This window comes from Mycolicibacterium tusciae, from assembly GCF_002086795.1.
Lineage (GTDB): Bacteria > Actinomycetota > Actinomycetes > Mycobacteriales > Mycobacteriaceae > Mycobacterium > Mycobacterium tusciae.
Map to the genome: position 1 here is coordinate 400,345 of NZ_MVIM01000002.1, position 22,368 is coordinate 422,712.

19 protein-coding genes and 1 riboswitch are annotated in these 22,368 nt (G+C 66.3%); of the genes, 9 read left to right on the forward strand and 10 right to left on the reverse strand.

What is annotated here, in order from left to right:
• Nucleotides 1-3: 3 nt before the first annotated feature.
• A complete protein-coding gene (locus BST47_RS04965) occupies nucleotides 4-738 on the reverse strand; it encodes an MBL fold metallo-hydrolase (protein ID WP_083124092.1) in 735 nt (244 codons plus the stop codon).
• Between the two features lie 34 nt (nucleotides 739-772).
• Between BST47_RS04965 and fgd the strand changes: the two genes are divergently transcribed.
• Together fgd and BST47_RS04975 are read left to right on the forward strand one after the other, a co-directional pair.
• A complete protein-coding gene (gene fgd / locus BST47_RS04970) occupies nucleotides 773-1,783 on the forward strand; it encodes a glucose-6-phosphate dehydrogenase (coenzyme-F420) (RefSeq protein WP_083124093.1) in 1,011 nt (336 codons plus the stop codon).
• A 23-nt stretch (nucleotides 1,784-1,806) separates the two neighbouring features.
• A complete protein-coding gene (locus tag BST47_RS04975) occupies nucleotides 1,807-2,781 on the forward strand; it encodes an endonuclease/exonuclease/phosphatase family protein (protein WP_083124094.1) in 975 nt (324 codons plus the stop codon).
• Here the strand turns inward: BST47_RS04975 and BST47_RS04980 are convergent.
• From BST47_RS04980 to BST47_RS04995, 4 genes are read right to left on the reverse strand one after another with little or no spacing between them, the layout of a single operon-like run.
• Nucleotides 2,778-4,475: a glycosyltransferase family protein gene (locus BST47_RS04980; protein ID WP_083124095.1), complete on the reverse strand. Its 1,698-nt coding sequence runs from the start codon at nucleotides 4,473-4,475 to the stop codon at nucleotides 2,778-2,780. The two genes, BST47_RS04975 and BST47_RS04980, sit on opposite strands and share 4 nt — an antisense overlap.
• On the reverse strand, nucleotides 4,472-6,418 hold the full coding sequence (locus BST47_RS04985) for a hypothetical protein (RefSeq protein ID WP_133056203.1): 1,947 nt from the start codon (nucleotides 6,416-6,418) through the stop codon (nucleotides 4,472-4,474). Before BST47_RS04985 ends, BST47_RS04980 begins: the two co-directional genes overlap by 4 nt.
• 59 nt (nucleotides 6,419-6,477) lie before the next feature.
• Nucleotides 6,478-7,881 (reverse strand): glycosyltransferase family 2 protein, encoded by a 1,404-nt coding sequence (locus BST47_RS04990; protein WP_083124097.1) that lies wholly within the window; start codon nucleotides 7,879-7,881, stop codon nucleotides 6,478-6,480.
• Nucleotides 7,878-9,443, reverse strand: coding sequence for a hypothetical protein (locus tag BST47_RS04995; protein WP_083124098.1), 1,566 nt, complete (start codon nucleotides 9,441-9,443; stop codon nucleotides 7,878-7,880). The genes BST47_RS04990 and BST47_RS04995 overlap by 4 nt, the downstream gene beginning before the upstream one ends.
• A 411-nt stretch (nucleotides 9,444-9,854) precedes the next feature.
• On the opposite strand from BST47_RS04995, the gene pta reads away from it, so the two are divergent.
• On the forward strand, nucleotides 9,855-11,927 hold the full coding sequence (gene pta / locus BST47_RS05000) for a phosphate acetyltransferase (RefSeq protein ID WP_083124099.1): 2,073 nt from the start codon (nucleotides 9,855-9,857) through the stop codon (nucleotides 11,925-11,927).
• Nucleotides 11,924-13,057, forward strand: a complete 1,134-nt coding sequence (locus BST47_RS05005) for an acetate kinase (RefSeq protein ID WP_083124100.1) — start codon at nucleotides 11,924-11,926, stop codon at nucleotides 13,055-13,057. Before pta ends, BST47_RS05005 begins: the two co-directional genes overlap by 4 nt.
• Here the strand turns inward: BST47_RS05005 and BST47_RS05010 are convergent.
• From BST47_RS05010 to glnX, 4 genes are all read right to left on the reverse strand, one after another.
• A complete protein-coding gene (locus BST47_RS05010) occupies nucleotides 13,041-13,442 on the reverse strand; it encodes an STAS domain-containing protein (protein ID WP_083124101.1) in 402 nt (133 codons plus the stop codon). The two genes, BST47_RS05005 and BST47_RS05010, sit on opposite strands and share 17 nt — an antisense overlap.
• Before the next feature lie 206 nt (nucleotides 13,443-13,648).
• Nucleotides 13,649-15,913: a serine/threonine-protein kinase PknG gene (locus BST47_RS05015; protein ID WP_083124286.1), complete on the reverse strand. Its 2,265-nt coding sequence runs from the start codon at nucleotides 15,911-15,913 to the stop codon at nucleotides 13,649-13,651.
• Nucleotides 15,913-16,875, reverse strand: coding sequence for a glutamate ABC transporter substrate-binding protein (locus tag BST47_RS05020; protein WP_420094021.1), 963 nt, complete (start codon nucleotides 16,873-16,875; stop codon nucleotides 15,913-15,915). Before BST47_RS05020 ends, BST47_RS05015 begins: the two co-directional genes overlap by 1 nt.
• Nucleotides 16,875-18,194 carry a protein kinase G-activating protein GlnX gene (gene glnX / locus BST47_RS05025; protein WP_083124103.1) on the reverse strand — a complete coding sequence of 440 codons (1,320 nt, stop codon included), beginning with the start codon at nucleotides 18,192-18,194 and terminating at the stop codon, nucleotides 16,875-16,877. Before glnX ends, BST47_RS05020 begins: the two co-directional genes overlap by 1 nt.
• Before the next feature lie 99 nt (nucleotides 18,195-18,293).
• On the opposite strand from glnX, the gene BST47_RS05030 reads away from it, so the two are divergent.
• Entirely contained in the window at nucleotides 18,294-18,800 is a 507-nt protein-coding gene (locus BST47_RS05030) for an NUDIX hydrolase (protein ID WP_083124104.1), read from the forward strand.
• Here BST47_RS05030 and thiE read toward each other — a convergent pair.
• On the reverse strand, nucleotides 18,784-19,455 hold the full coding sequence (gene thiE / locus BST47_RS05035; protein WP_083124105.1) for a thiamine phosphate synthase: 672 nt from the start codon (nucleotides 19,453-19,455) through the stop codon (nucleotides 18,784-18,786). The two genes, BST47_RS05030 and thiE, sit on opposite strands and share 17 nt — an antisense overlap.
• Nucleotides 19,456-19,479: 24 nt before the next feature.
• Nucleotides 19,480-19,592, forward strand: a riboswitch (TPP riboswitch).
• Here thiE and thiO point away from each other — a divergent pair.
• The 4 genes from thiO (at nucleotide 19,582) to BST47_RS05055 (ending at nucleotide 22,361) form a co-directional block, all read left to right on the forward strand.
• Nucleotides 19,582-20,634 (forward strand): glycine oxidase ThiO, encoded by a 1,053-nt coding sequence (gene thiO / locus BST47_RS05040; RefSeq protein WP_083124106.1) that lies wholly within the window; start codon nucleotides 19,582-19,584, stop codon nucleotides 20,632-20,634. (Overlaps the previous riboswitch by 11 nt.)
• Nucleotides 20,631-20,828, forward strand: a complete 198-nt coding sequence (gene thiS, locus BST47_RS05045; protein ID WP_083124107.1) for a sulfur carrier protein ThiS — start codon at nucleotides 20,631-20,633, stop codon at nucleotides 20,826-20,828. Before thiO ends, thiS begins: the two co-directional genes overlap by 4 nt.
• The gene (gene thiG / locus BST47_RS05050; RefSeq protein WP_083124108.1) at nucleotides 20,821-21,579 is read left to right on the forward strand and encodes a thiazole synthase; all 759 of its coding nucleotides are present in this window, start codon (nucleotides 20,821-20,823) and stop codon (nucleotides 21,577-21,579) included. The genes thiS and thiG overlap by 8 nt, the downstream gene beginning before the upstream one ends.
• Nucleotides 21,576-22,361 (forward strand): SGNH/GDSL hydrolase family protein, encoded by a 786-nt coding sequence (locus BST47_RS05055; protein WP_207568530.1) that lies wholly within the window; start codon nucleotides 21,576-21,578, stop codon nucleotides 22,359-22,361. Before thiG ends, BST47_RS05055 begins: the two co-directional genes overlap by 4 nt.
• The last annotated feature ends 7 nt before the right edge of the window (nucleotides 22,362-22,368 follow it).

Below are 22,368 nucleotides of genomic sequence, written 5' to 3' on the forward strand. Positions count from 1 at the left end.
GGCTCAGCCGGCGGAAGCCTGACTGGCCGCCTCGCGGATCGAACCCCGCCACACCGGACCGTGGCCGGGCAGCAGTATCTCGGTGTCCAGCAGCCCGAGCGCGGACAGGCTGCGCAGACAGCCGTCCTCATCGTGGTTGAACAGCGTCGGCAGCAGCTGCGGCCCGGTGCGCGAAGTCAGCGGGTGGCCGGTGACCAGCGCGTCGCCCGAGACCAGCACGCCATCCACCAGGTACGAGCAGTGCCCGCCGGTGTGCCCTGGTGTCGGAATCACCACCGGCGCGCCGGGTAGGCCCGCAGCGATGTCTTCGGTCAGCGCCTGCGTGCTCGGAATGCCGTCGTGGGTCAACGCACCCTTGCGGGTGATCGCCACGGACCACTTGACGTAGCGCGGCTGCCAGATGTGTTTGGCGATGTCGACCGGTGAGGCCCGTTCCAGGTACTCCCGTCGGGAGTGGGCGACCTCGGCTGCGTGGCAATAGACCGGGGTGCCATGGGTTTTCGCAAACCAGATCGCCGAACCGAAGTGATCGATGTGCGCGTGCGTCAACAGGATCGCGCGCAGGTCGTCGACGCCGAAGCCGAGTCGGCGCATCGAGTCCAGCACGTCGTCGCGGTTACCCGGGAATCCCGTGTCGATCAGGATCACGCCGGCATCGTCGGTGACGAGGGTCCAGTTGACGAGGTCGGTGAAGGCGAAGTGGACACGGTCTGTGACGGCGTCCAGGGCTGCTGCCATGTCGCGAGTTTAGGCAGGAGGGTAGAAAGAAAAGGTGCCTGAACTGAAACTCGGATATAAGGCGTCGGCGGAGCAATTCGCCCCGCGTGAACTCGTCGAGCTCGGCGTCGCCGCGGAAGCGCACGGTATGGACAGCGCCACCGTCAGCGACCACTTTCAGCCGTGGCGCCACGAAGGTGGTCACGCGCCGTTCTCGCTGGCCTGGATGACCGCGGTGGGTGAGCGCACCGAGCGGCTGTTCCTCGGCACGTCGGTGATGACGCCGACGTTCAGATACAACCCCGCCGTCATCGCCCAGGCCTTCGCCACCATGGGCTGCCTTTACCCGGACCGCATCTTCCTCGGTGTCGGCACCGGTGAGGCACTCAACGAGATCGCGACGGGCTACGAGGGCGAATGGCCCGAATTCAAGGAGCGCTACGCCCGTCTGCGCGAATCCATCCGGCTCATGCGTGAGCTGTGGCTCGGCGACCGCGTCGACTTCGAGGGCGAGTATTACCACACCAAGGGCGCGTCGATCTACGACGTTCCCGAGGGCGGCATCCCGATCTACATCGCCGCGGGCGGACCCCAGGTCGCCAAGTACGCGGGCCGCGCGGGCGACGGGTTCATCTGCACGTCCGGCAAGGGCGAGGAGCTCTACAAGGACAAGCTGATACCGGCAGTGAAGGAGGGGGCGGAGGCCGCCGACCGCGACCCGGACAGCATCGACCGGATGATCGAGATCAAGATCTCCTACGATCCGGATCCGAAGCTGGCGCTGGAGAACACCCGATTCTGGGCTCCGCTGTCGCTGACGGCAGAGCAGAAGCACAGCATCAACGACCCCATGGAGATGGAGAAGGCCGCGGACGAGCTGCCGATCGAGCAGGTCGCCAAGCGCTGGATCGTCGCGTCGGATCCCGACGAAGCGGTAGAAATGGTCGGTCAGTACGTCAAGTGGGGTCTGAACCACCTGGTGTTCCACGACCCCCGCCACGATCAGCGCCGTTTCCTCGAGCTGTTCCAAAAAGATCTGGAGCCGCGGCTGCGCCGACTCGGCTGAGCGGAAAGCGTAACGAGCACAGCATGATTCGGCTATTCGCGACGGTGCTCGGCGTGCTCGTGTTCGTGGTCGGCGCGGTCGGATTGGCGTCGCGGTACCTGCCGATATCCAACGAGGCCATCCTCGTTGTCGCCGCGGCATCGCCGTATCTGACGGCCGCAGCCCTCACCGCTCTGATCCTGTTCGCGCTGGCGCGGCGTTGGGTGCTGACCATCGCCGCCGCCCTGTTGTGTGTGGTGATGATCGGTGTCCAGCTGCCACGGTTCATCGGCTCCGAGAGCACGGATGTGCCGAGTGTCGCCGTGCGGGTGGTCACCGCCAATCTTGGCTTTGGACAGGCGGATTCGGGTACCGTCGCAGACCTGGCGCGCTCATCGGCCGATGTGCTGGTGATCCAGGAGCTGACGACCGAGGCTGCCGCCGGGCTGGAGGGGTTGGACGACACGTTTCCGCACCGCATGCTCAATCCCGGAGAGCAGGCATTCGGAATCGGGATCTGGAGCAGGTACCCGCTCGTCGACACCGGGCACGTCGAGGGCTACCAGATGCCGATGCTGCGCACCCGCATCCAGCTTCCGGGCGTGCGGTTCCCGCCGACGCTGCTGGCCGTGCACCTCGCCGCACCGTGGGTGCAGCCGCTGCACATCTTCGGTGACGACATGGCCAGGTTCCCGGCGACCCTGCGCGACGTCGCGCGCGACGCGGGATCGGGTGCGGTGATCGTGGCCGGCGATCTCAACTCCACCATCGACATGCAACCGTTCCGCAAGTTCCTCGACGAGGGTTATCGCGACGCGGGTGAGCAGGTGGGCGCGGGACTGACCCGTACCTATCCGAGCAAGCCGTGGCGTAAGCCGATGATCGGCATCGATCATGTGCTCGTCTACAACTGCGTCGCGTCTTCCGCGCGCACGCTGCCCTTGCCCGGCTCCGACCACCGCGGCCTGGCCACCACGATCGAGATTCCGGTCGACCCGACCGCCAGTTACCCGGTCTAGGGCGTGGGCAGCGGTGGATCCGCAGGCCGGTCGTGGATCCGGAAGATGCGAAACTGCGGCCCGCCTGTCGGTCCCGTGACGGTCATGACGAGCGTCCCGATACCGGCGCCGGTGTTCCACAGCGTCGGGTAGCGGATGTTGACCGCGTCGAGTTTGCCGAGTCCCATTGGCCGAGGCACGAGGATGTACTTCACACCCGTCTCGGCCGGGTTGTTCAGCTTGTCGAAGAAGTCGTAGTCGCTGCGCACGACGAACTGGTCGGGGCGTTCAGAGGCCAACCACATCCTCGCCAACCCGAAGGTGTCTATCACCACCGATCCGGTGGGGAGGTTCTGGTTGTCGAACCAGCGAACGGTGTTCTCGGCGACCTCGCCGGACCAAAAGAACCAGAATTGGTCCCGCGGGTACTGCTCGGGCCAGAAGACGGAACGAAGTCCAAACTCCTCCTTGCCGATGGAGGGGTCGAGCATGGACTTCCACGTGACGGGCAGCGAGGTCAACAGGACACCGATCATCAGTCCGGAAAGTCCAACACGCCAATACTTCTCGGGACGAGACGGCGGCTCACTCTCTGGCCAGGCGACGAGCAATAGGACCACCATCATCGGCACCAGCACGATGAAGAAACGGAACCACCCAAAGGTGGAGCCCAGCAATATCGCTACACACTGAAAGGTCAGCACCGACCCGAAGATCGCCAAGGGAATCGCAGGAATCGACCGGCGGCGGAGAAAGGCAGCGACGACGACCGCGATCAGCACCACTGCTACCAATGGCTGGATCCCGAAAACGCTCTGTGCGATGACCTTCAGCAGCGGAATGAACCCGACATCGTCAGCACCCACGACTCCGGAGGCCTCGATCTGCGCGCTGTTGCCGTACTGAGAGGTGAACTGGGCCAGCAGGCTTGCGTCGAGCAACCAACCGGCCAGCGCCCACAAGGCGAACGCGGCGATGACGGGAAACGCGACGACCACCCCGTCATGCCAGCTGTGTTGTACGCCGCTGCGCCAACTCGTCAGCCGCTGGTGGCGGCGGAACGAATAGACCATCACGACGACGGTCGCGGCGGCCGCGGCGATGAGAGCTTCATAGCGAACGAGATACCCGAGCCCGAAGGCGGTGCCCGCCCAGAAGAGGTCGAGGGCACCGTGTGTTCGGCGCCATTGCAGCAACCGGCGGCATGCCCACAGCAGCACGAAAAGGAACGCGGCCTCGCTCATCCCGTTCGCGCCGTACAGCGCGATCATCGGGTTCAGCGCGAACGCGAGAATGCCGGTCCAGCGCAGCAGGGCGCTGACGTTGGCGTCGAGCGCGATCCGTCGCATCAGGACCACGGCACCGGCCATGAAAGCCGCACTCTGGATGACACCGGTCAGGCCGAGCGTCTTCAGCTCGGGCCACCAGTGGCTCAACGGCATGAGGGGAATCTGCGCGAAGCTCGGCAGCGGATTCCACACGAAGCCGACGGCGCCCAGGTGCGGATACCTGCTCATCACCGTATAGCCGGCATTGCCGGTCCGGCTGGTGGCATCCGGGTTGATGTGGCCCACCTTGAACAGGTAGTAGCCCAGCGCTCCGTAACCTATGAAGCCGACCAGGAACAGCAACCAGCCGGCCCGACGCCCCGAAGTGACTTCGGGTTCAACTGGGGTGTCGTGCTTTTCGGCAGGCCGAACCAGCGTGGTGGTCATGGACCCGAGCTGTCGGGGCCCACCGCCGCATGTTGCCCAGCCGACGCCTTGCGTGACTTCCGACGCCTAGTGAGCGCGACCGCGGCAATGATGCTCGCGACGGCCGCTGCGCCCGCGCCGATCAAGGCCCAGAGGACCCAGCGGTCACTGGTCTCGACCACCTGCAGGGCAGGTCCATTGGAACGGACAGTGATGTTCTTGGCCACTCCGCCGGCACCCGCGACGACCACGTCGCCACGAAGTTCACGCCAACCGTCCTTGCGGGTCGCGAGAAAGTCGAACACGGGATCGACCAGTGACCAGTCGCCGGATGTCGTCACGAGCAGGACGGTGCGGTCGTTGTCGGCGAACGCCTGCATGCTGCCGAGGCCTTCGGGAATTCTGGCGGTCACATCGGGCGGCAGATCCACCTCCACGGCGTCCTTCTCGGGCGCGATCGGCGGCTTGAGTCCGGTGCCCTCGATGGCGGCCGAGTCGGCGACGATCAGCGCACCGGATCCGCTGTGCGCGGCCTGGTTCACGTCGACCAGCGTGGGCAACAGTTCCCGCGAGGTCAGCTTCTGAACGGACGCGATGACCGCGACGGCGCGGGAGATGTAGTTCGTGTCGTAGCCGCCGAGCGCCACCTGGAATGTCGGCGCGAATCCGACTGGCAGGGCTTCGAACCCGCCCATGGAGACATTGCCGCCTACCGCGGTGACGGTCGAGGCGTCGTCGATCTCGAACGTCATCGGCACAGTGCGTGGGTTGCAGGCTCCCGGCGCAGGCTCGTAGGTGACGGCGAGCTCGAGGTTCGCACCCCGGCTGCCCAGATCACCCGGCACGGCGAAGGTGGCGTCGACCAGGCCGGTCTCGTCGAGTTCTGTCGAGTACAGCGCCTGGCCGCCAGAACGGACCACCAGGGTGCCCTTCTCGGTGTCCTTCACCGATGTGTAGTGCGCCAGCATGTGCACGTCGAGCTTGCCCGGATTCGCGAGACCGAAGACGGCGGTGTCGAATCCCGTGTACAGCGACGACTGACCGAGCACGGTGACACGACCGCCTGCGCCAAGCTGTTCGAAGGTGGCGGTGTTGGTTCCGCGCACCGCCAACGGCTCGGTGGAATCGACTGCAGCGGTGGGTGTCTGGCTGATCGCCAACAGTTGCGATCTGAACAGTGCGGTCTGGTCGACCAGGCTGTCGCCCTTGCCGGTCACCAGCAGATACGGCATTCCGGCTTGGCCGCTGACCGTGACCGCGCCCCCGCCTTCGTCGTTCTCGTCATCGCGCACGACGATGGTGCGGCGCATCGCGTTCCATTCGGCGGGCGGTTCGATCGTGCGTGACAACGGCAGGACCCTGAAGTCAACGGGAATGTCCCGGTAGTGGTGGGTCAGCAGGGCGGCCAGCGTCACCACCGCCTGTGACTCCGACGTCGTCGGTGCCGGGTCGACGTAGACGCCGATACCGGAAAGCAACGGCGGGAAGAACTGGTCGATGGTGGCGGGCAGCATGATCGGCCCGGTGAATTCGACGGACAGTCGATTCATCGTGACGTTGGGCGTGCTTCCGCAGATCGGATCGGCACCCACCTGACGCAGCACGATACTCATACGGGCGGCCTGATCGTGGATCGCCAGCCTCGAGATGTCGATGGCGAACGGCACAGTCACCTGGCCGAGGGTCACATCGGGTATCGGCACGGAACCGAGAAGACTGCCGTCCTCCCCGGCTATTTCGATGTATCCACCGGTGACGTTGACGATGGACTGCAGCTCTCCGAAGAACATCCTCGGCTGGGTGCCGACGGGCACCGGAATCGTCACTGCCTGTGCGGAGTTCGCGGCGGTGAAGCCGATGGTCGGGCCCATTCCGAGCTGTTCCCACGTCAAGCTCAGCGGGGGCGTCTCTTCGGCCTGCACCGCGGTGACCTCGGGCTGAGCGGTACCCACGGCTGGTGACATCGCGCCGAGTGTCACCAGCAGACCGACTGAAACAAGCTGTAGTAGAAGCTTTTTAACCATCATGCCTTCCCCGACACGGTCAGGCCGTGCACGGTCTTCTCCCAATAGGAAGCCTTGTAGATCAGTTGCACCACAGCCTTGACGGCTGCGAGGGCCTGGAGGAACCAGTACCCAGGGACCAGGAGCGCGGCTGTCGACAGATAGGGCTTGCCCATCGCGCGCGTCGAGACCAGGCCGGCCATGATCGTGACGAGGTTGCCCACGGTGAACAGCAGCAGGCACAGGTAGTACACCGGCCCGGCGTAGAGGTCGTCGAGCATGTGCGACTTGCCGAGGTACCACAGAATCATCAACGTCCAGAAGGCGAGGTTCATCATGCACGCGATCGGCATGCCGGCGGTGAAGTTGATGAGCCGCAGCGTCGGTTTGAGGCCGAGCTGGCGAGATGCGGCGATCGGTCGGCGGAAGTGCACGAAGAACGTCTGCAGATAGCCCTTGTACCAACGGGATCGCTGCCTCACCCAGTTCACGACGTCGGCGTTGGCTTCCTCCAGCGTCACCGAGTCCAGCACCAGTGTCTTGTACTCCGACCGCGCCAGGAGCACACCGAGATCCGCGTCCTCGGTGACGTTGAACGCATCCCAGCCACCCAGCTCCCGGAGCACCGAGGTGCGTACGTGGTTGGACGTCCCGCCCAACAGCACCACGCACCCGCTGGCGGCCAGTGACGACAGCACGTAGCTGAACCACTGGTCATACTCCAGCGAAAACCACTTCGTGAGCAGGTTCTGCCGTTCGTTGAAGAAGGCCAGGCGGCATTGAACGGCCGCGACCTCAGGGCCGTGCTTCTTGAAAAGCGCCACGACACGGCGCAATTGCAATGGGTCGGGAATGTCCTCGGCGTCGTAGATCGTGGTGAGTTCGCTGTCGAGGACATGGTGTGCAAGCGCGTAGTTGCACGCCTTCGGCTTCGTCCGCGGATCGCTTGGGGGCACCAGAACCGGTGTGATCCAGCCGAATTCGGCAGAGTGAAAAGCATTGATGGTGGCCTCATCATCGGCCTCCATGATGAGCAACACCTCGAGCTTGTCCCGGGGATAGTCGATCTGCCCGATGCCCTGAACCAGGGTCTCGACGATGTCCGGCTCGTCGTACACCGGCAGCAGCAAGGTGTATTTCGGCAGGTCCTTCTCGGACAGCGCCAGCGCTTCCTCGTCCGAGATCCGAAGCACGGTGCGGCCATCGAGCGCGCGCAGCATCAGCACCACACGATCAGTGGTCGACACCACGAAGTAGACGGCAGACAGCCCGAGGAGTGTCATCGCGGTCAGACGCCAATCAAGTACGGCGCCGGCCTCGATGACGACGAGAATCGAGGCGAAGAACCCGGCTTGCCGCCTCGTGAGGACGCGGTTCGCCGAGTACTCCGCGGGCCTGGACGACCGATTCTCTGTCGTCGTCATGGGCGCGGCTCGCTTGCCGTCGTCGCGATCTGCCGCGCGAGATCGGTCAGCTCGGTGCTGAGATACGGCGGGATGTCCGGAGCCTTGGCCTCGGCCCTGATGAGCCAGGCGATCGGCAGCGCCACGGTGTTCACGTAGCCGGGGGGTTGGGGCGTCGGTACCGTGTCGGGCGCTGTCGAGGCGCGCGACGTGACGAGGTACACCGATTGGTAGATGGTGTCTGGGCCTTGGCCGTACCGCCAATACCAGCCGCGGGCCGCCCAGACCGGGTCGTCGGGCGACTTGATCGTGCCCATGCGGTTGTCGAGGCTGTTGAAGGTCTGAATACCGGACGCGCGGCTGCGGAAGATCTGCTCGACGTGCGCGGGCGGAGCGGCGCCGTACCAGACGCCGACCCGCGTCGACGCAAACCGGCCGAGGTCTCGGCTCGAGAAGACGTCCAGGTACGCGACCATCCCCTCGTGCTCGAGGCGGAAGCGCCGCGCCGAACCGCCGTCACCAAGGATGCGGGGACCCCAGCCGTACGTGGTGGGCTCGGAGACCTTTATGCCGGCACTCTGCAGGCTGTTCACCCAGTCGGGCTGGACGCGAACCAGATCGGACGCATCGATGTACGGCGCGGGCCGCGGCGCGACGAAAACCGTCAACACTGTCGCCAGCACCGTCGCGACGACGAAAGCCATCGATCGGGGCGGCAGTGTCAACCGAAACGGTTGATGCGAGGTGCGCACCGAGAGGGCGCCGAGGACGGTCACCACCCCGGCGGGGACCAAGTACACCATGGCCGGATGGGCGCCCTCCAGGGCCAACACACCGATGCCGCCGCCGACGAGGAGGATCGGTGGCACGTACCACCTGCGCTTGCTGCGACGCAGCGCGATCGTGACCGCCGCGACCGCGTATCCGACGGTGAGCCAGCCGAACGCGACGGTCGATCCGCCGAGGACGCCACCGAGTATCAGGAAGTTCGGCGGGAAGCACGCCGCCACGAAAAGCCAAGCGGGATAAGCGCGGAACGCGCGCCGTACCCCGAACGACGCGATCGACAACCCGAATATCCAGATCATCGGCAACACCAACTCGGCGTGCCAGAACGCTGCCGCTGCCGGGATGCGCGGTAATGCGAGGTTGCTCGAGAATCCGGCGACGCTCATGATCACGACCGTGAGGATCATGTCGAACTCGGCGTCGTTGATCTCGCGGTGACGGGGTTCGTAGACGACCGAATACGCAACGATCAATGCCCAGAGGGGCGCCAGCACGAGATACGCCGTCGGCGAGCCGTCGAGGATCGTGCGGATGTTGTTCCAGATCGCCGGGGCGAACGCGACCGCGGTCGACGCGGTGATCAGGGTTATCCGGAAGGCGGCCGATATTCCCCCGGAGCGGCGGACGTAGGTGCCCGCTGTCTCCGGACCATCGGGCCGCTCGGGTACGAGGCGGATCGGCTGAGTTAACGCCTCGGGGTCGAGTCCGAGCAGCGGAGCAACATCGGCAGAGCCGCGGGCCCTCAGCGGAACCGTCGCCTCGGTCTTAGGGCCGATCGGCGGAGCGATCGTCATCGGGTTCGTCCCGGCAAGGCGGCAGCTATCGAACCCGGTGAACATGCAGACTGCCGAGCAAACGAGCACAGGCGAGTGACGTAGGAAGTTTCCAAGATTCACCTCGGGGACGCCCTGGACAGGGACGTTCAGTTATGAGATTTGCTAAGGCAACAACGGGACTGATGGCGTGTTTGTGCTGAGATGCACGGTATCAGCAAATTCCGTAACTGGGTGTGACATATGAACAAAATCACACAGCCGTCAATATTTGGCAAAGGCTCACAGCGGGTATTCACGCTGCGCGAGCTGTATCACCGGCCCCCCGCGGCCGTCCTCGCAATCGTACGCGATCTTGATGACGAGCACGTCAATAGCCGTCCGGGCCGCGTGCCGCACACTCGGCCTCGCCCGTGCCCTAGGCTTGTCCACGTGCCCGCTGAGCCAACTTCGGGGATCTACATCGCTTCACCGGAAGGCGACACGGGCAAGTCGACAATCGCCCTTGGCATCCTTCATCGGCTCGCCACCAACGTCGCAAAGGTTGGCGTCTTCCGCCCCATCACCCGGCTCGGCGAGGACCGCGACTACATCCTCGAGCTGTTGCTGTCGCAGGCGACCGCGGGATTGCCGTACGAGGATTGTGTGGGCGTCAGCTATCAGCAGCTACACGAGGACCCCGATGCAGCGATCGGCGATATCGTCGACCGCTATCACCGGGTGGCCGACCAGTGCGACGCCGTGCTCATCGTCGGCAGTGACTACACCGACGTCGCCGCCCCCAGCGAGTTGTCGACGAATGCCCGCATCGCGGCAAACCTCGGCGCGCCCGTCGTCCTCGCAGTGAAGGCAAAAGACCGCAGTCCCGAACACGTCGCCCAGATCGTCGACGTGTGCCTGGCCGAGATCAGCGCCCAGCACGCGCACACCGCTGCGGTGGTGGCCAACCGCTGCGACCCGGATGGGATGGGCGCCCTGGCCGCAGCGCTCGAACCGTTCGGGCCCAAGTGTTACGTGCTGCCCGAGGAGCCGCTGCTGGTGGCGCCGTCGGTCGCCGAGTTGCAGGCCGCCGTGGAGGGCACGGTGATCGCGGGCGATCCCGCACTGCTTTCGCGTGAGGCGATGGACGTGCTGGTGGCGGGCATGACCGCCGAGCACGTGCTGGAGCGGCTGAACGAAGGCGTTGCCGTCATCACGGCGGGCGACCGATCCGATGTCGTGCTCGCAGTCGTGAGCGCGCACGCCGCCGAAGGCTTCCCGTCGCTGTCCTGCCTGATCCTCAACGGCGGCCTCGAACTGCACCCATCGATCGCCTCGTTGGTGTCAGGTCTGGGTCTGCGCCTGCCGATCCTCGCGACGCGGTTCGGCACGTTCGAGACGGCCAGCCGGGTGGCGTCGGCGCGCGGCAGGGTCACCGCGACCTCGGTGCGCAAGATCGACACCGCACTGGCGCTGATGGACGCACACGTCGACATCGCCGACCTGCTCGCACAGTTGACCATCGTGATGCCCTCGGTCGTCACCCCGCAGATGTTCACGTACCAGCTGCTGGACTGGGCGCGCTCGGACCGCAAACGCATTGTGCTGCCCGAAGGCGACGACGATCGCATCCTCACCGCGGCGGGCCGGCTGTTGAAGCGCGGCGTCGCTGACCTGACGATCCTCGGAGAGGAAGCCCAGATCCGCGCGCGGGCAGCTGAACTGGGTCTGGACCTTTCTGCGGCAGCGGTGCTCGACCCGAAGACCAGCGAGCTGTGCGACAAATTCGCCGAACAGTACGCCGAGTTGCGCAAACACAAGGGCGTCACCGTCGAGCATGCCCGCGAGATCATTCACGACGTCTCGTATTTCGGCACCATGCTCGTGCACAACGACATCGTCGACGGCATGGTGTCCGGCGCTCGCCACACCACTGCCCACACTGTGCGGCCGTCGTTCGAGATCATCAAGACATTGCCCGACGTGTCGACGGTGTCGAGCATCTTCCTGATGTGCCTCGCCGACCGGGTGCTCGCCTACGGCGACTGCGCGATCGTGCCCGACCCGACATCGGAACAGCTCGCCGACATAGCCGTATCGTCGGCCCGCACCGCCGCGAGGTTCGGTATCGAGCCGCGAGTGGCGATGCTGTCGTACTCGACCGGTACCAGTGGCACCGGAGCTGACGTCGACAAGGTCAGGGCCGCAACGGAACTCGTACGCGAGCGAGAGCCGGAGTTGCTGGTCGACGGGCCAATTCAGTACGACGCGGCGGTCGAACCGTCGGTGGCGAAGACGAAGATGCCCGACTCGAAGGTCGCCGGGCACGCCACCGTGCTGATCTTCCCCGACCTCAATACCGGCAACAACACCTACAAGGCGGTCCAGCGAAGCGCCGGCGCGATCGCGATCGGCCCCGTGTTGCAGGGCCTGAAGAAACCGGTCAACGATCTGTCGAGGGGCGCACTGGTGGCGGACATCGTCAACACCGTCGCGATCACGGCGATTCAGGCACAAACGCTGTGAGTCGCGTCCTGGTCGTGAACTCGGGGTCGTCATCGCTGAAATATGCTGTGGTGGAGTCAGATTCGGGCAGTATGATCGCCGACGGCATAGTCGAGAGGATCGGGGACGACGGGGGAGTTCCCGACCACGCCGCGGCGTTACAGGTGGTGTTCGACGAACTGGCCGACGATATGGCCGGACTCGTGGCCGTTGGTCATCGGGTGGTGCACGGGGGTCCGGACCTCTATCGGCCCGCGCTGGTCGACGACGCCTTGATCGCCAAGCTGGAAGCACTGTCTCCGCTTGCGCCGCTGCACAATCCCCCCGCGCTGCTGGGTATCGAAGTGGCTCGCAAAGCGCTGCCCGATTTACCGCACGTCGCCGTATTCGACACCGCCTTCTTTCACGACCTTCCACCCGCCGCGGCCACCTACGCGATCGACCGCGATATCGCGGCGCAGTGGAACATCCGGCGCTATGGATTCCACGGCACATCGCACCAGTTCGTCAGCGAGCGGGCCGCCGAATTCCTCGGTGTACCACTGGATTCGCTGCGCCAGATCGTGTTACACCTCGGCAACGGCGCGTCGGCGTCGGCGATAGCCGGCGGCCGTCCCGTTGATACCTCCATGGGATTGACACCGATGGAGGGTCTGGTGATGGGCACCCGCTCCGGAGATATCGATCCCGGGATCATCACCTATCTGTCGCGCACCGCCGAGATGAGTGTCGAGGACATCGAGTCGATGCTCAACCGTCGCTCCGGAATGCTGGGCCTCGGCGGTGAGATCGACTTCCGGGTCCTCCACCAGCGCATCGAATCCGGCGATCCGGCAGCACAATTGGCCTACGAGGTCTACATCCACCGGTTGCGCAAGTACATCGGCGCCTACCTCGCGGTGCTCGGTTCGGCCGACGTCATCACCTTCACCGCCGGGGTCGGCGAGAACGACGCCGCTGTCCGTCGCGACGCGCTGAGCGGAATGTCGGCGCTGGGTGTCGAGCTCGACGAGGAACTCAACGCCGAGCGAAGCAAGGGCGCACGCCGGATCTCGGCAGAGAGCTCGAGCACGACCGTGCTCGTGGTTCCCACCGACGAGGAGCTGGCGATCGCCAGGGCCTGCGTCTCCGTGGTTACTGAACTGGGGTGAGCAGCGGCGATGCCTTCTCCAGCGGCAGCGCACCCTCGGGATCGCAGATCGCGAGGAGACGACGGACCTGCTTGCCGGCCTGCAGCACCCACGTGGCTTCGCATCCGCAACAGATCACGTTGATGTTGTGCAGTGCGGCGAAACCCGCGGTGCCGAGGAAATCCACCAGCCGTAGGTCGATGATCACGTGCGTCGAACCCGCGATGTGACGCTGGACGTAGCCGGCGAGTTCACGGCTGTTCGCCGCGTCGATCTCACCCTCAACGGTGACGGTGACCGTTGACGGGCCATCGCGGTGTGCGCTGAACACGCCGCGGTGGTGCACCTCGCGCCTGCCGATGGATTCGGGATCGGGTCTGAATACGCGGGAAGTACTGATGGTCACTGTGGGCTCCTCAGTCGAACTGGGATGCCGTCAGGGGGTCAGGCCCTACTTCTCAAAGCCGCTGTGACGTCATAGGTTGGTTGTCATCTCAAGCTGAGGGAAACGCTACTACGAATTCCGTCGGATGACTATGGCAGGTTGATGAGGGATTACTGCTCGTAACACCTGCGACCCCGGCCAGATGCTACGGATTTCGTTGCTGATCGTCAGAACGTCGACGTGGGCCGCACGCTGTTCGCAAGATCAACCAGGGCATAGCGGTGGCCCTGGGTGGGTGCGACCCGCGCGAGGGCACGTAGCGAGGCCTCGACGCCGAGCTGCAGCCCGTGTTCGGTGAAGGGAAAGCCGAGGATGTGGTTGGTGCTCGCGGTGTTGTCCGCCAGCCAGTCCATCGCGGTGCCGAGGACCAGTGCCCGGATCTGTAGCACGCGCGGTTCGGTGTCCGGCAGCGCTTCGACGCGCCGCGCCGCATCGCGGATGTGTTGCTCGGTGATCTCATTCGTCGACCGTCCGGACAGCAGCGTCACGGCGCTCGTCAGGCGGGCGGTCGTGAAGTGCCGCGACATGACGGGCACCTGGTCCAGCGTCCGCACGGCGGCGTCGCGGTCTCCCGCCGCCGACTGCGAACGCGCCAGCCCGAAGCCCGCCGAGATGACGCCGTTGTCGGTGGACCACACCGTGTCGTAGAACTTGCGCTGCGGCGCCTCGTCGACCTGCGCGCCCGCCAACTCCGCGGTGGCCGCCAGGGCGAGCTTGGGCGCCAGCTCACCGGGCAGGGTGTCGAGCACCTCCGTGAAATACTTTGTGGCGGAATCGTAATCGGCTGTCAGCATCGCCGACACAGCCCGGAACCACACCAGCCGCCACCGCCAGCCGACTCGCTCGGCAAGATCCTCGAGCTTCCGGGTGGCCTTGGCCACGTCGCCGAGGTCGAGCAGCGCGCGAACCTCCATCAGCGGTAGTTCGACCGACTCCGACAGATCGATGCCCTCAGAATCGAGCGCACCGTGGCGGGCGGCGCGCAACGAGTCGAGTGTCTGCACGGGTTGCGTGAGCACGCTCGCCGACAACACGGTCGCGCCGACATCCGCCGGATCGACAAGTGGTACCTGCAGCGCCTTGACGATGTCCTGCGCGGTGAGCCGCTCGGAATGCACCTGCCCATCGAGATAGACGTCGGTATGGGCCACCAGCAGATCCACCCCGAACGTCGAACGCGAGGCGGAGAACACCGTGGACAGGCCGGGGCGCGGCACACCGGTGTCGCGGGCCACCACCTCGCGCAGGACGCCGAGCAATTGGCTCGTCATCTCCTCGGCGCTGGCGAATCGCCGTCGCGGATCCGGATCGATCGCGCGGCGCAACAGCCGGGCGAACGAGTCGTACTCGGTGAGCACCGGATCGTCCTCGGGCAGGCCGTCGACGTAACGGCCCTTTCGGGTGCGCATGTTCAGCGTCAGCGCGGCCAGCGTGCGGCCGACGGTGTAGATGTCGGTGGCGACCGTCGGCCCGGTCCGCACGATCTCCGGCGCCTGGTAACCCGGTGTGCCGTAGAGATATCCGAACGAGTTGATGGTCGACACGGCGCCGAGGTCGATCAGCTTGAGCTGCTCCTCGGTGATCATGATGTTTTCGGGCTTCAGGTCGTTGTAGGTGAGACCGATCGAGTGCAGATAGCCAAGGGCGGGAAGGATTTCCAGCATGTAGCCGATGGCCTGGGCGACCGGCACCTTCTCGCCCCTGGCCTGCTTCAGCGACGTACCGCCGACGTACTCCATCACGATGTAGCCGACCGGATTGCCGTGCTTGTCGTCGTGCTCGACGAAGTTGTAGATCTTCACGATGCCGGGATGGGTGACCTCGGCGAGGAACTGACGCTCGAGCATGGCGATCTTCTGCGCCTCGGCGTCACCCGAATGCACCAGGCCCTTGAGGACGACCGGCCGTTCATTGACGTTGTGGTCGAAAGCCAGGTACACCCAGCCGAGGCCGCCGTGGGCGATGCAGCCCTTGATCTCGTACTGGTCGTTGATCATGTCGCCCGGACTCAGCTGCGGCAGAAAGGAATACGCGCTGCCGCAGTGGGGGCACCAGCCCTCCGACAGCGCCTCGCCGTCATCCGAGGACCGGCCGACCGGGCGGCCGCAGTTCCAGCAGAAGCGCTTTCCCTCGGCGACCACCGGGTTGGTCATCAACGCTTCGAGCGGATCCTTGGCGCGCACCCGGGGAATCTCGACGAGACCGCCGCCGAGGCGGCGCATCGGAGACAGCGCCCGCGTCGCCGTCGTGTGCTCCTGCGGTTCGGTCTCGCCGGTGCCGACGGAGGACCCCTCGGAGTCGTCGTCGAAGTGCGGACGGAACACCGCCTGGGTGGCCATCGGCCGCAACGTGGCGGCGCTGTCGAATTCTAGGTCGTCGAGGCTGGCCGGTTGGGTACCCGGATCGGATTCGTCGGACTGTACGGCTGCCATCAGCCCGAATACCTCGCCACCGGTGGCGCCGGGGCAGGCCCCAGCACCGTCAACCACTTGCGGTACAACGTGTTCCACGTGCCGTCACGGCGGATGCGCTCCAGCGTGCCGTTGACGAATCGCACCAGCCCGGTGTTCTGCAGGTTGATGCCGATGCCGTAAGGCTCCTCGTTGAGGCTGGGTCCGACGATGTGCAGATAGGGATCCTGGGCGACCAACCCGGCCAGGATCGAGTCGTCGGTGCTGACGGCGTCGACTTGCCGCTGTTGCAGTGCCACCAAGCAGTCGGCCCACGCGACGACACCGACGATGATCGGCGGCGGCGTGATCTCCTGGATCCGCTGCATTGACGTCGTGCCCTTGGCAACGCATACCCGCTTACCCGACAGGTCCGAAGGTTCCGAGATCGTCGAGTCGCGTGCCGCCAGGATTCGCTGGTTGGCGTTGAAATACACCGTGGAGAAGTTGACGAGCTTCTTGCGTTCGCAGGTGATCGTCATCGTCTTCACGACGACGTCCACCTGGTTGTTCTGCAATCCGGCGATCCGGTCGGCCGACGACAGGATGCGGTATTCGACCTGTGACGGGGTGCCGAAGATGTCGCGAGCGATCTCGCCGGCGATGTCGACATCGAAACCGGTGATCTCACCGGTGATCGGATCGCGGAAAGAAAACAGATTGCTGCCGATGTCGAGTCCGACGATGAGCCGCCCTCGGGTCCGGATGTTCTCGACCGCCGCATCGGCGTCGGACCGATTGTTGAACGGCCGCAGGCTCGCGGTGCGGTCACACTCGTCTTCGGGTTCGGTTGGAATGCGCACCACCTCGGGCGGCACTTCCTCCATGCCCGCGGGCGTCGGAGGAGGAAGCGTGACGCCGGGCGTCTGAATTACCGACGACGCCTGCGCGCACCCCGTCACCACCGCTGTCGCGGCGAGGATGGCGGTGAGCTTTCGCAACATCATCTGTACTCACTCAACCTCGGCCACAAACCCAGTGCCACCGCCAACGCCGCGACGACGGACAACACCGCTGCCCCGACGGTAGCGCCGGAGAGCACGCGGTGGGCGTTGACGATGTCGCTGCGCAGCTGGCTGCGACTCTCCTCGATGCCCTTGCCGAGCGCGTCGTCGAGCTTGTTGAACGCCGGAGTGGAGTCGTCTTGGCCGGTGCCCAGCGCCACCTGGGTGGCCGCCTGATAGTTGCCGACGGCGATGTAGGCGTTGATCCGGTCGTCGGCCGCCCGCCATTTCTTGAGCAGTTGTTCCGCGTCGGCCAGATCGGTCTTGTCTATGACGTCGTCGCGGGCGAGGTAGTCCGAAAGCTGCTGCTGCATCACGTCGATGCGCTGGTAGTACGACTGCTTGCGCACGTCCTCGTCGCCGCGCCGAATCAGCGAAAGGGTTTCGTCGGCGCGGGCCTGCTGGGCGGTGATGGCCAGGGTGGTCACGGTCTTGAGTGACTCGGCGGCGGTGTCCTTGGCGCTGCGGCTGTCCGCGGTCGAGATGATCAGCGCGGTTCCGACCCACACCAGCATGATCAGCACCGCCAGCCCACCCGCGATGAAACCGATGTTGATGCGACGCCGCGTCCGGCGGGCCAGCCAGCGGTTGGCGAAGACACCGAACAACAACGTCGCGAGCACGACGAGGATCACCGGACCCGGAATGCGTGTCGAGGCCGTGGTCTCCGCGTCCACCCGAGCCGAGGTCTCCTCGTAGAGACGCTGCGCGTCGGGCAGGATGCGCGTCTGCATCAGGGCCGACGCCTCGGACAGATAGGAAGATCCGACCGGATTTCCGGCCCGGTTGTTGGTGCGCGCCGTCTCGACCAGCCCGGTGTATACCGACAGTTCGGCATTGACCCGGCCGAGCAACTGCACCATCGGCTCGTCGGTGAGACCACTCGACGCCCTGGTGACCGCGACCGACGCGTCGGTGATCGCCTGCTCGTAGCGTTGCCGGACGTTGCGAGGCTCGGCGCCGGCGATGAACGCCGTGGCCGCCGCCGCGTCGGCCACCGACAGCGTCGTGTACAGCTGCCCCGCGGCGAACGCCAACGGCTCGGTGTGGTTGAGAACGGTGGTCAAGGCCGCCTGGCGGTCGTTGATCGTCGTCGACGTGGCAAAGGCGCTCGCGATCACCAACGCGGACAGCACGACGCCGATGCTCAGAATCCGGCCAGGGGTGGTCCAGAGGAACCACCAGCGTGGGTGCGCTGGTGTTGTGGGCGACCGCGACGCGAGTGGCTCGGTCGACGGATGCGCCAACTCCACAGTCACGCGCGCGGACCTGCTTTCCGGCTATCGTTTCTCGACCGTTCCACTCTATAAAAAAATCCTAAGAGCTTCATCGAAGACGCGCGTCCGTATTCTTGACGCGTGCGCGGCGATGGCGACGGCTGGGTGGTGTCCGGTACCGGCTCGTGGTTCTGGGGTAGGCATGGTGCTGCGGGTCTGTTGCTGCGGGCGCCGCACCCCGACGGTTCGGCCGCGGTGCTGCTGCAGCATCGGGCGGCCTGGAGTCATCAGGGTGGAACGTGGGGTCTGCCGGGCGGTGCGCGCGACAGTCACGAAACCGTCGAACAGGCCGCAATCCGGGAGGCGCACGAGGAAGCCGGACTGTCCGAGGATCAACTCACGGTGCGCACGAAGGTCGTCACCAAAGAGGTGTTCGGCGAAGACGACACCTACTGGAGCTACACGACCGTCATCGCCGACGCCCCCGAACAGCTACCGACCACACCCAATCGGGAGAGTGCCGAACTCCGGTGGGTCGCCGAAGACGACGTCGCGGATCTGCCCCTGCATCCTGGCTTCGCCGCCAGCTGGGCGCGGTTGCGCACCGAGTCGGCATCGATCCCGCTGCTGGTCAACAAGCAGCTCTGAGCTCTTCCTTCAACTGTCGCGCCGCCGCGGACGGATCGTCGGCCGCGGTGATCGCGCGCACCACCACGACCCGGCGTGCCCCGGCGGCAACGACCTCCGGCAGCCGCGCAGCGTCGATCCCGCCGATGGCGAACCACGGTTTGCGCGTCCCGGACTGCGCGGCAGCGCGCACGAGGTCCAGGCCCGGTGCTGGGCGGCCGGGCTTCGTCGGCGTCGGCCAGCACGGCCCGACGCAGAAATAGTCGACGTCCTCTGACGTCGCCGCGGCCACCTGCGCCTCGTCGTGGGTGGATCGGCCGATCAGCGGGCCGTCGCCGATGATGCGGCGGGCGATCGGAAGTGGCAGGTCGTCCTGGCCGAGGTGCAGCACGTCGGCGCCTGCGGCCAAGGCGATGTCGGCCCGGTCGTTGACCGCCAGCAACGCGTCGTGCCGGCGGGCGGCATCGGCGAGGACGGCCAGGGCCTCGAGTTCTCCGCGCGCCTCCAGCGGCCCGAACCGCTGCTCACCCGGTGAACCCTTGTCCCGCAACTGAATGATGTCGACCCCGCCGGCCAGGGCCGCATCGGCGAATTCGGCGAGGTCACCGCGCTCGCGCCGGGCGTCGGTGCACAGGTAGAGCGAGGATCCGGCGAGACGTTCGGAGGCTTTGTGCACACCGCGACGCTAGCGACTACCGTGGATTCTCGACACGGGAGTCCCGGGACCGGGGACTGAGAGTGGGCACGCCCTGCCCTTACCGTCACGCACCTGATCCGGGTCATGCCGGCGAAGGGAGGGGAAATGGCAGAAAGATCACTCGCAGTCATCGGCGGCGGCGTCATTGGGCTCGCGGTCGCACGACGGGCTGCGCTCGACGGTTGGACTGTGCGCGTGCACCGTAGCGACGAGCCCGGCTCCTCCTGGGTGGCAGGCGGCATGCTCGCCCCGCACAGCGAGGGCTGGCCCGGCGAGGAGCGGCTGCTACGGCTGGGGCTCGCGTCGCTGGCAATGTGGAACCGGGTGGGCGCAGGGTCTTTCCTCGACGGCCTTCCCGGCAGCGTGGTCACCGCGCGCGAATCGCTGGTCGTCGCCGTCGATCGGGCCGACGCCGCGGACCTGAAGACCGTCGGCGAGTGGTTGGCGGCTCAGGGGCATCCGGTCGAGCCAACGACCGCCGCGCGCGAGATCGAACCGCTGCTCGCGCAGGGCATCCGGCACGGCTTTCGTGCCGAAACCGAACTGGCCGTGGACAATCGGGCGATGGTCGACGCCCTGGCCGGGCACTGCGAACGCCTCGGAGTGCGATGGGCGCCGCCGGTCGCTGAGTTGACCGACGCTGAGGCGGACGCCGTGGTGATCGCCAACGGCATCGACGCGCCGTCGTTGTGGCCCGGTTTGCCGATCCGCCCGGTGAAGGGAGAAGTGCTTCGGCTGCGCTGGCGCCGGGGGTGCATGCCGGTACCGCAGCGCGTGATCCGCGCACGAGTGCACGGCCGCCAGGTGTACCTCGTTCCGCGGCACGACGGCGTGGTCGTCGGCGCCACCCAGTACGAACACGGACGCGACACCGCGCCCGTCGTCACCGGTGTGCGCGAACTGCTCGACGACGCGTGTGCTGTGATGCCCGCGCTCGGGGAGTACGAGTTCGCCGAGTGCGCAGCCGGTCTGCGTCCGATGACGCCCGACGGACTGCCCGTCGTCGGCCGGCTCGACGAACGCACCCTGGTCGCCGGTGGACACGGACGCAACGGCTTTCTGCTGGCACCGTGGACGGCCGAGGCGATACTGGGGGAGCTGAACGGTGTTCCGCTGCCCGAAGCTGATCTGGTGGGAAGTGCGGTGAGGAGCCAATGAGAATCTCGGTGAACGACGAAGCCGTCGAGGTCGACGACGGCACGACCGTGGCCGCGTTGGTAAAGCGGCTGGGATTCGGCGAGAAGGGCATCGCGGTGGCCGTGGACTGGTCGGTGCTGCCCCGGTCGGAATGGCAGACGACGCTCGCCGACGGCGCGCGCGTCGAGGTGGTCACGGCGGTGCAGGGTGGTTGACGCGAAGCTGACGATCGCCGGTCGCGAGTTCGGATCGCGCCTCATCCTCGGTACGGGCGGTGCGGCGAACCTGACGGTTCTCGAAGAGGCGCTGGTGGCCTCGGGCACCGAGCTGACCACGGTGGCGATGCGTCGCGTCGACAGCGAGGGCGGCACCGGTGTGCTGGACCTGTTGAACCGGCTCGGCATCACCCCATTGCCGAACACCGCGGGCTGCCGAGGCGCCGCCGAAGCAGTGCTGACCGCCCGGCTCGCCCGCGAAGCGCTGCAGACCGACTGGGTCAAGCTCGAAGTGATCGCCGACGAGCGCACGCTGTTGCCGGACGCCGTCGAATTGATCAGGGCCGCAGAGCAGCTGGTCGACGACGGATTCGTCGTGCTGCCCTACACCAACGACGATCCGGTGCTCGCACGTCGGCTGGAGGACACCGGCTGCGCGGCCGTCATGCCGCTCGGCTCGCCGATCGGAACCGGCCTCGGCATCGCCAACCCGCACAACATCGAGATGATCGTCGAACACGCATCGGTGCCGGTCGTGCTCGACGCCGGTATCGGCACCGCGAGCGACGCCGCGCTGGCGATGGAGTTGGGTTGCGACGCAGTGCTACTCGCGACGGCGGTCACCCGCGCCGCCGACCCGGCGACGATGGCCGCGGCGATGGCGTCGGCCGTCACCGCCGGATATCTGGCCCGGCGGGCCGGCCGGATTCCGAAGCGATTCTGGGCGCAGGCATCCAGCCCTTCCATATGAAACGGTATGTGGCGCTTGGCAGCTCGATGGCCGCCGGGCCGGGTATCCGGCCCCGAGCCAAGGGTGCCCCGTTCTTGGCGGGCCGTTCGGCCCGCAACTATCCGCACCTGGTCGCTGAGCGGCTCGGTCTCGAGCTCGTCGATGTGACGTACTCCGGCGCGACCACCGCCAACGTGCTCGCCGAGCCGCAGCTCGGCGCCGCGCCGCAGATCGAGGCGCTCGACGGGACCGAAGACCTGATCACCGTCACCATCGGCGGCAACGACGTCGGATACGTGCCGCTGCTGTTCGCGGCCGGGTTGCCGAGGCTCGTGCGTGCCCTGCCGCTGGTCGGTCGGCGGTTGACCGACGGGCTGGATGCCTCGGCGCGTGAGCGGGCCCTGGTCGAGGTCGCCGAGTCGCTCGGGACCGTGGGTCGCACGCTGCGCCAGCGCTCACCCGAGGCACGGGTGTTGTTCGTCGACTACCTGACGCTGCTGCCCCCGTCCGGTACCGCCGCCCCGCCATTGTCGGATGACGATGCCGCCATGGGACGGCATGTGGCCGACGAATTGGCCAGGGCCACCGCGCAGGCCGCCGCCGACACCGGCTGCGGGCTTGTCCGGGTCGCCGAGCACAGCGTCGACCACCACGCGTGGTCCGACGAACCGTGGACGACCGGCTTCGGTCTGCCCGTGCCCTGTCGCCCCGCACCCCTGCACCCCAATGCGGCGGGCATGCGGGCGGTCGCCGATCTGGTCGTCGCGCAGGTGTCCGGTCCCGGTGCCGCCGAGTCGGGATAACGTGGTG

Coding starts and splice junctions, on each gene's coding strand:
- BST47_RS04965 (WP_083124092.1), bottom strand. CDS start 738: ATGGCAGCAGCCCTGGACGCCGTCACAGACCGTGTCCACTTCGCCTTC.
- BST47_RS04975 (WP_083124094.1), top strand. CDS start 1,807: ATGATTCGGCTATTCGCGACGGTGCTCGGCGTGCTCGTGTTCGTGGTC.
- BST47_RS04980 (WP_083124095.1), bottom strand. CDS start 4,475: ATGACCACCACGCTGGTTCGGCCTGCCGAAAAGCACGACACCCCAGTT.
- BST47_RS04985 (WP_133056203.1), bottom strand. CDS start 6,418: ATGTCACCAGCCGTGGGTACCGCTCAGCCCGAGGTCACCGCGGTGCAG.
- BST47_RS04990 (WP_083124097.1), bottom strand. CDS start 7,881: ATGACGACGACAGAGAATCGGTCGTCCAGGCCCGCGGAGTACTCGGCG.
- BST47_RS04995 (WP_083124098.1), bottom strand. CDS start 9,443: ATGACGATCGCTCCGCCGATCGGCCCTAAGACCGAGGCGACGGTTCCG.
- BST47_RS05015 (WP_083124286.1), bottom strand. CDS start 15,913: ATGGCAGCCGTACAGTCCGACGAATCCGATCCGGGTACCCAACCGGCC.
- BST47_RS05020 (WP_420094021.1), bottom strand. CDS start 16,875: ATGTTGCGAAAGCTCACCGCCATCCTCGCCGCGACAGCGGTGGTGACG.
- thiO (WP_083124106.1), top strand. CDS start 19,582: ATGGCAGAAAGATCACTCGCAGTCATCGGCGGCGGCGTCATTGGGCTC.
- thiS (WP_083124107.1), top strand. CDS start 20,631: ATGAGAATCTCGGTGAACGACGAAGCCGTCGAGGTCGACGACGGCACG.
- BST47_RS05055 (WP_207568530.1), top strand. CDS start 21,576: ATGAAACGGTATGTGGCGCTTGGCAGCTCGATGGCCGCCGGGCCGGGT.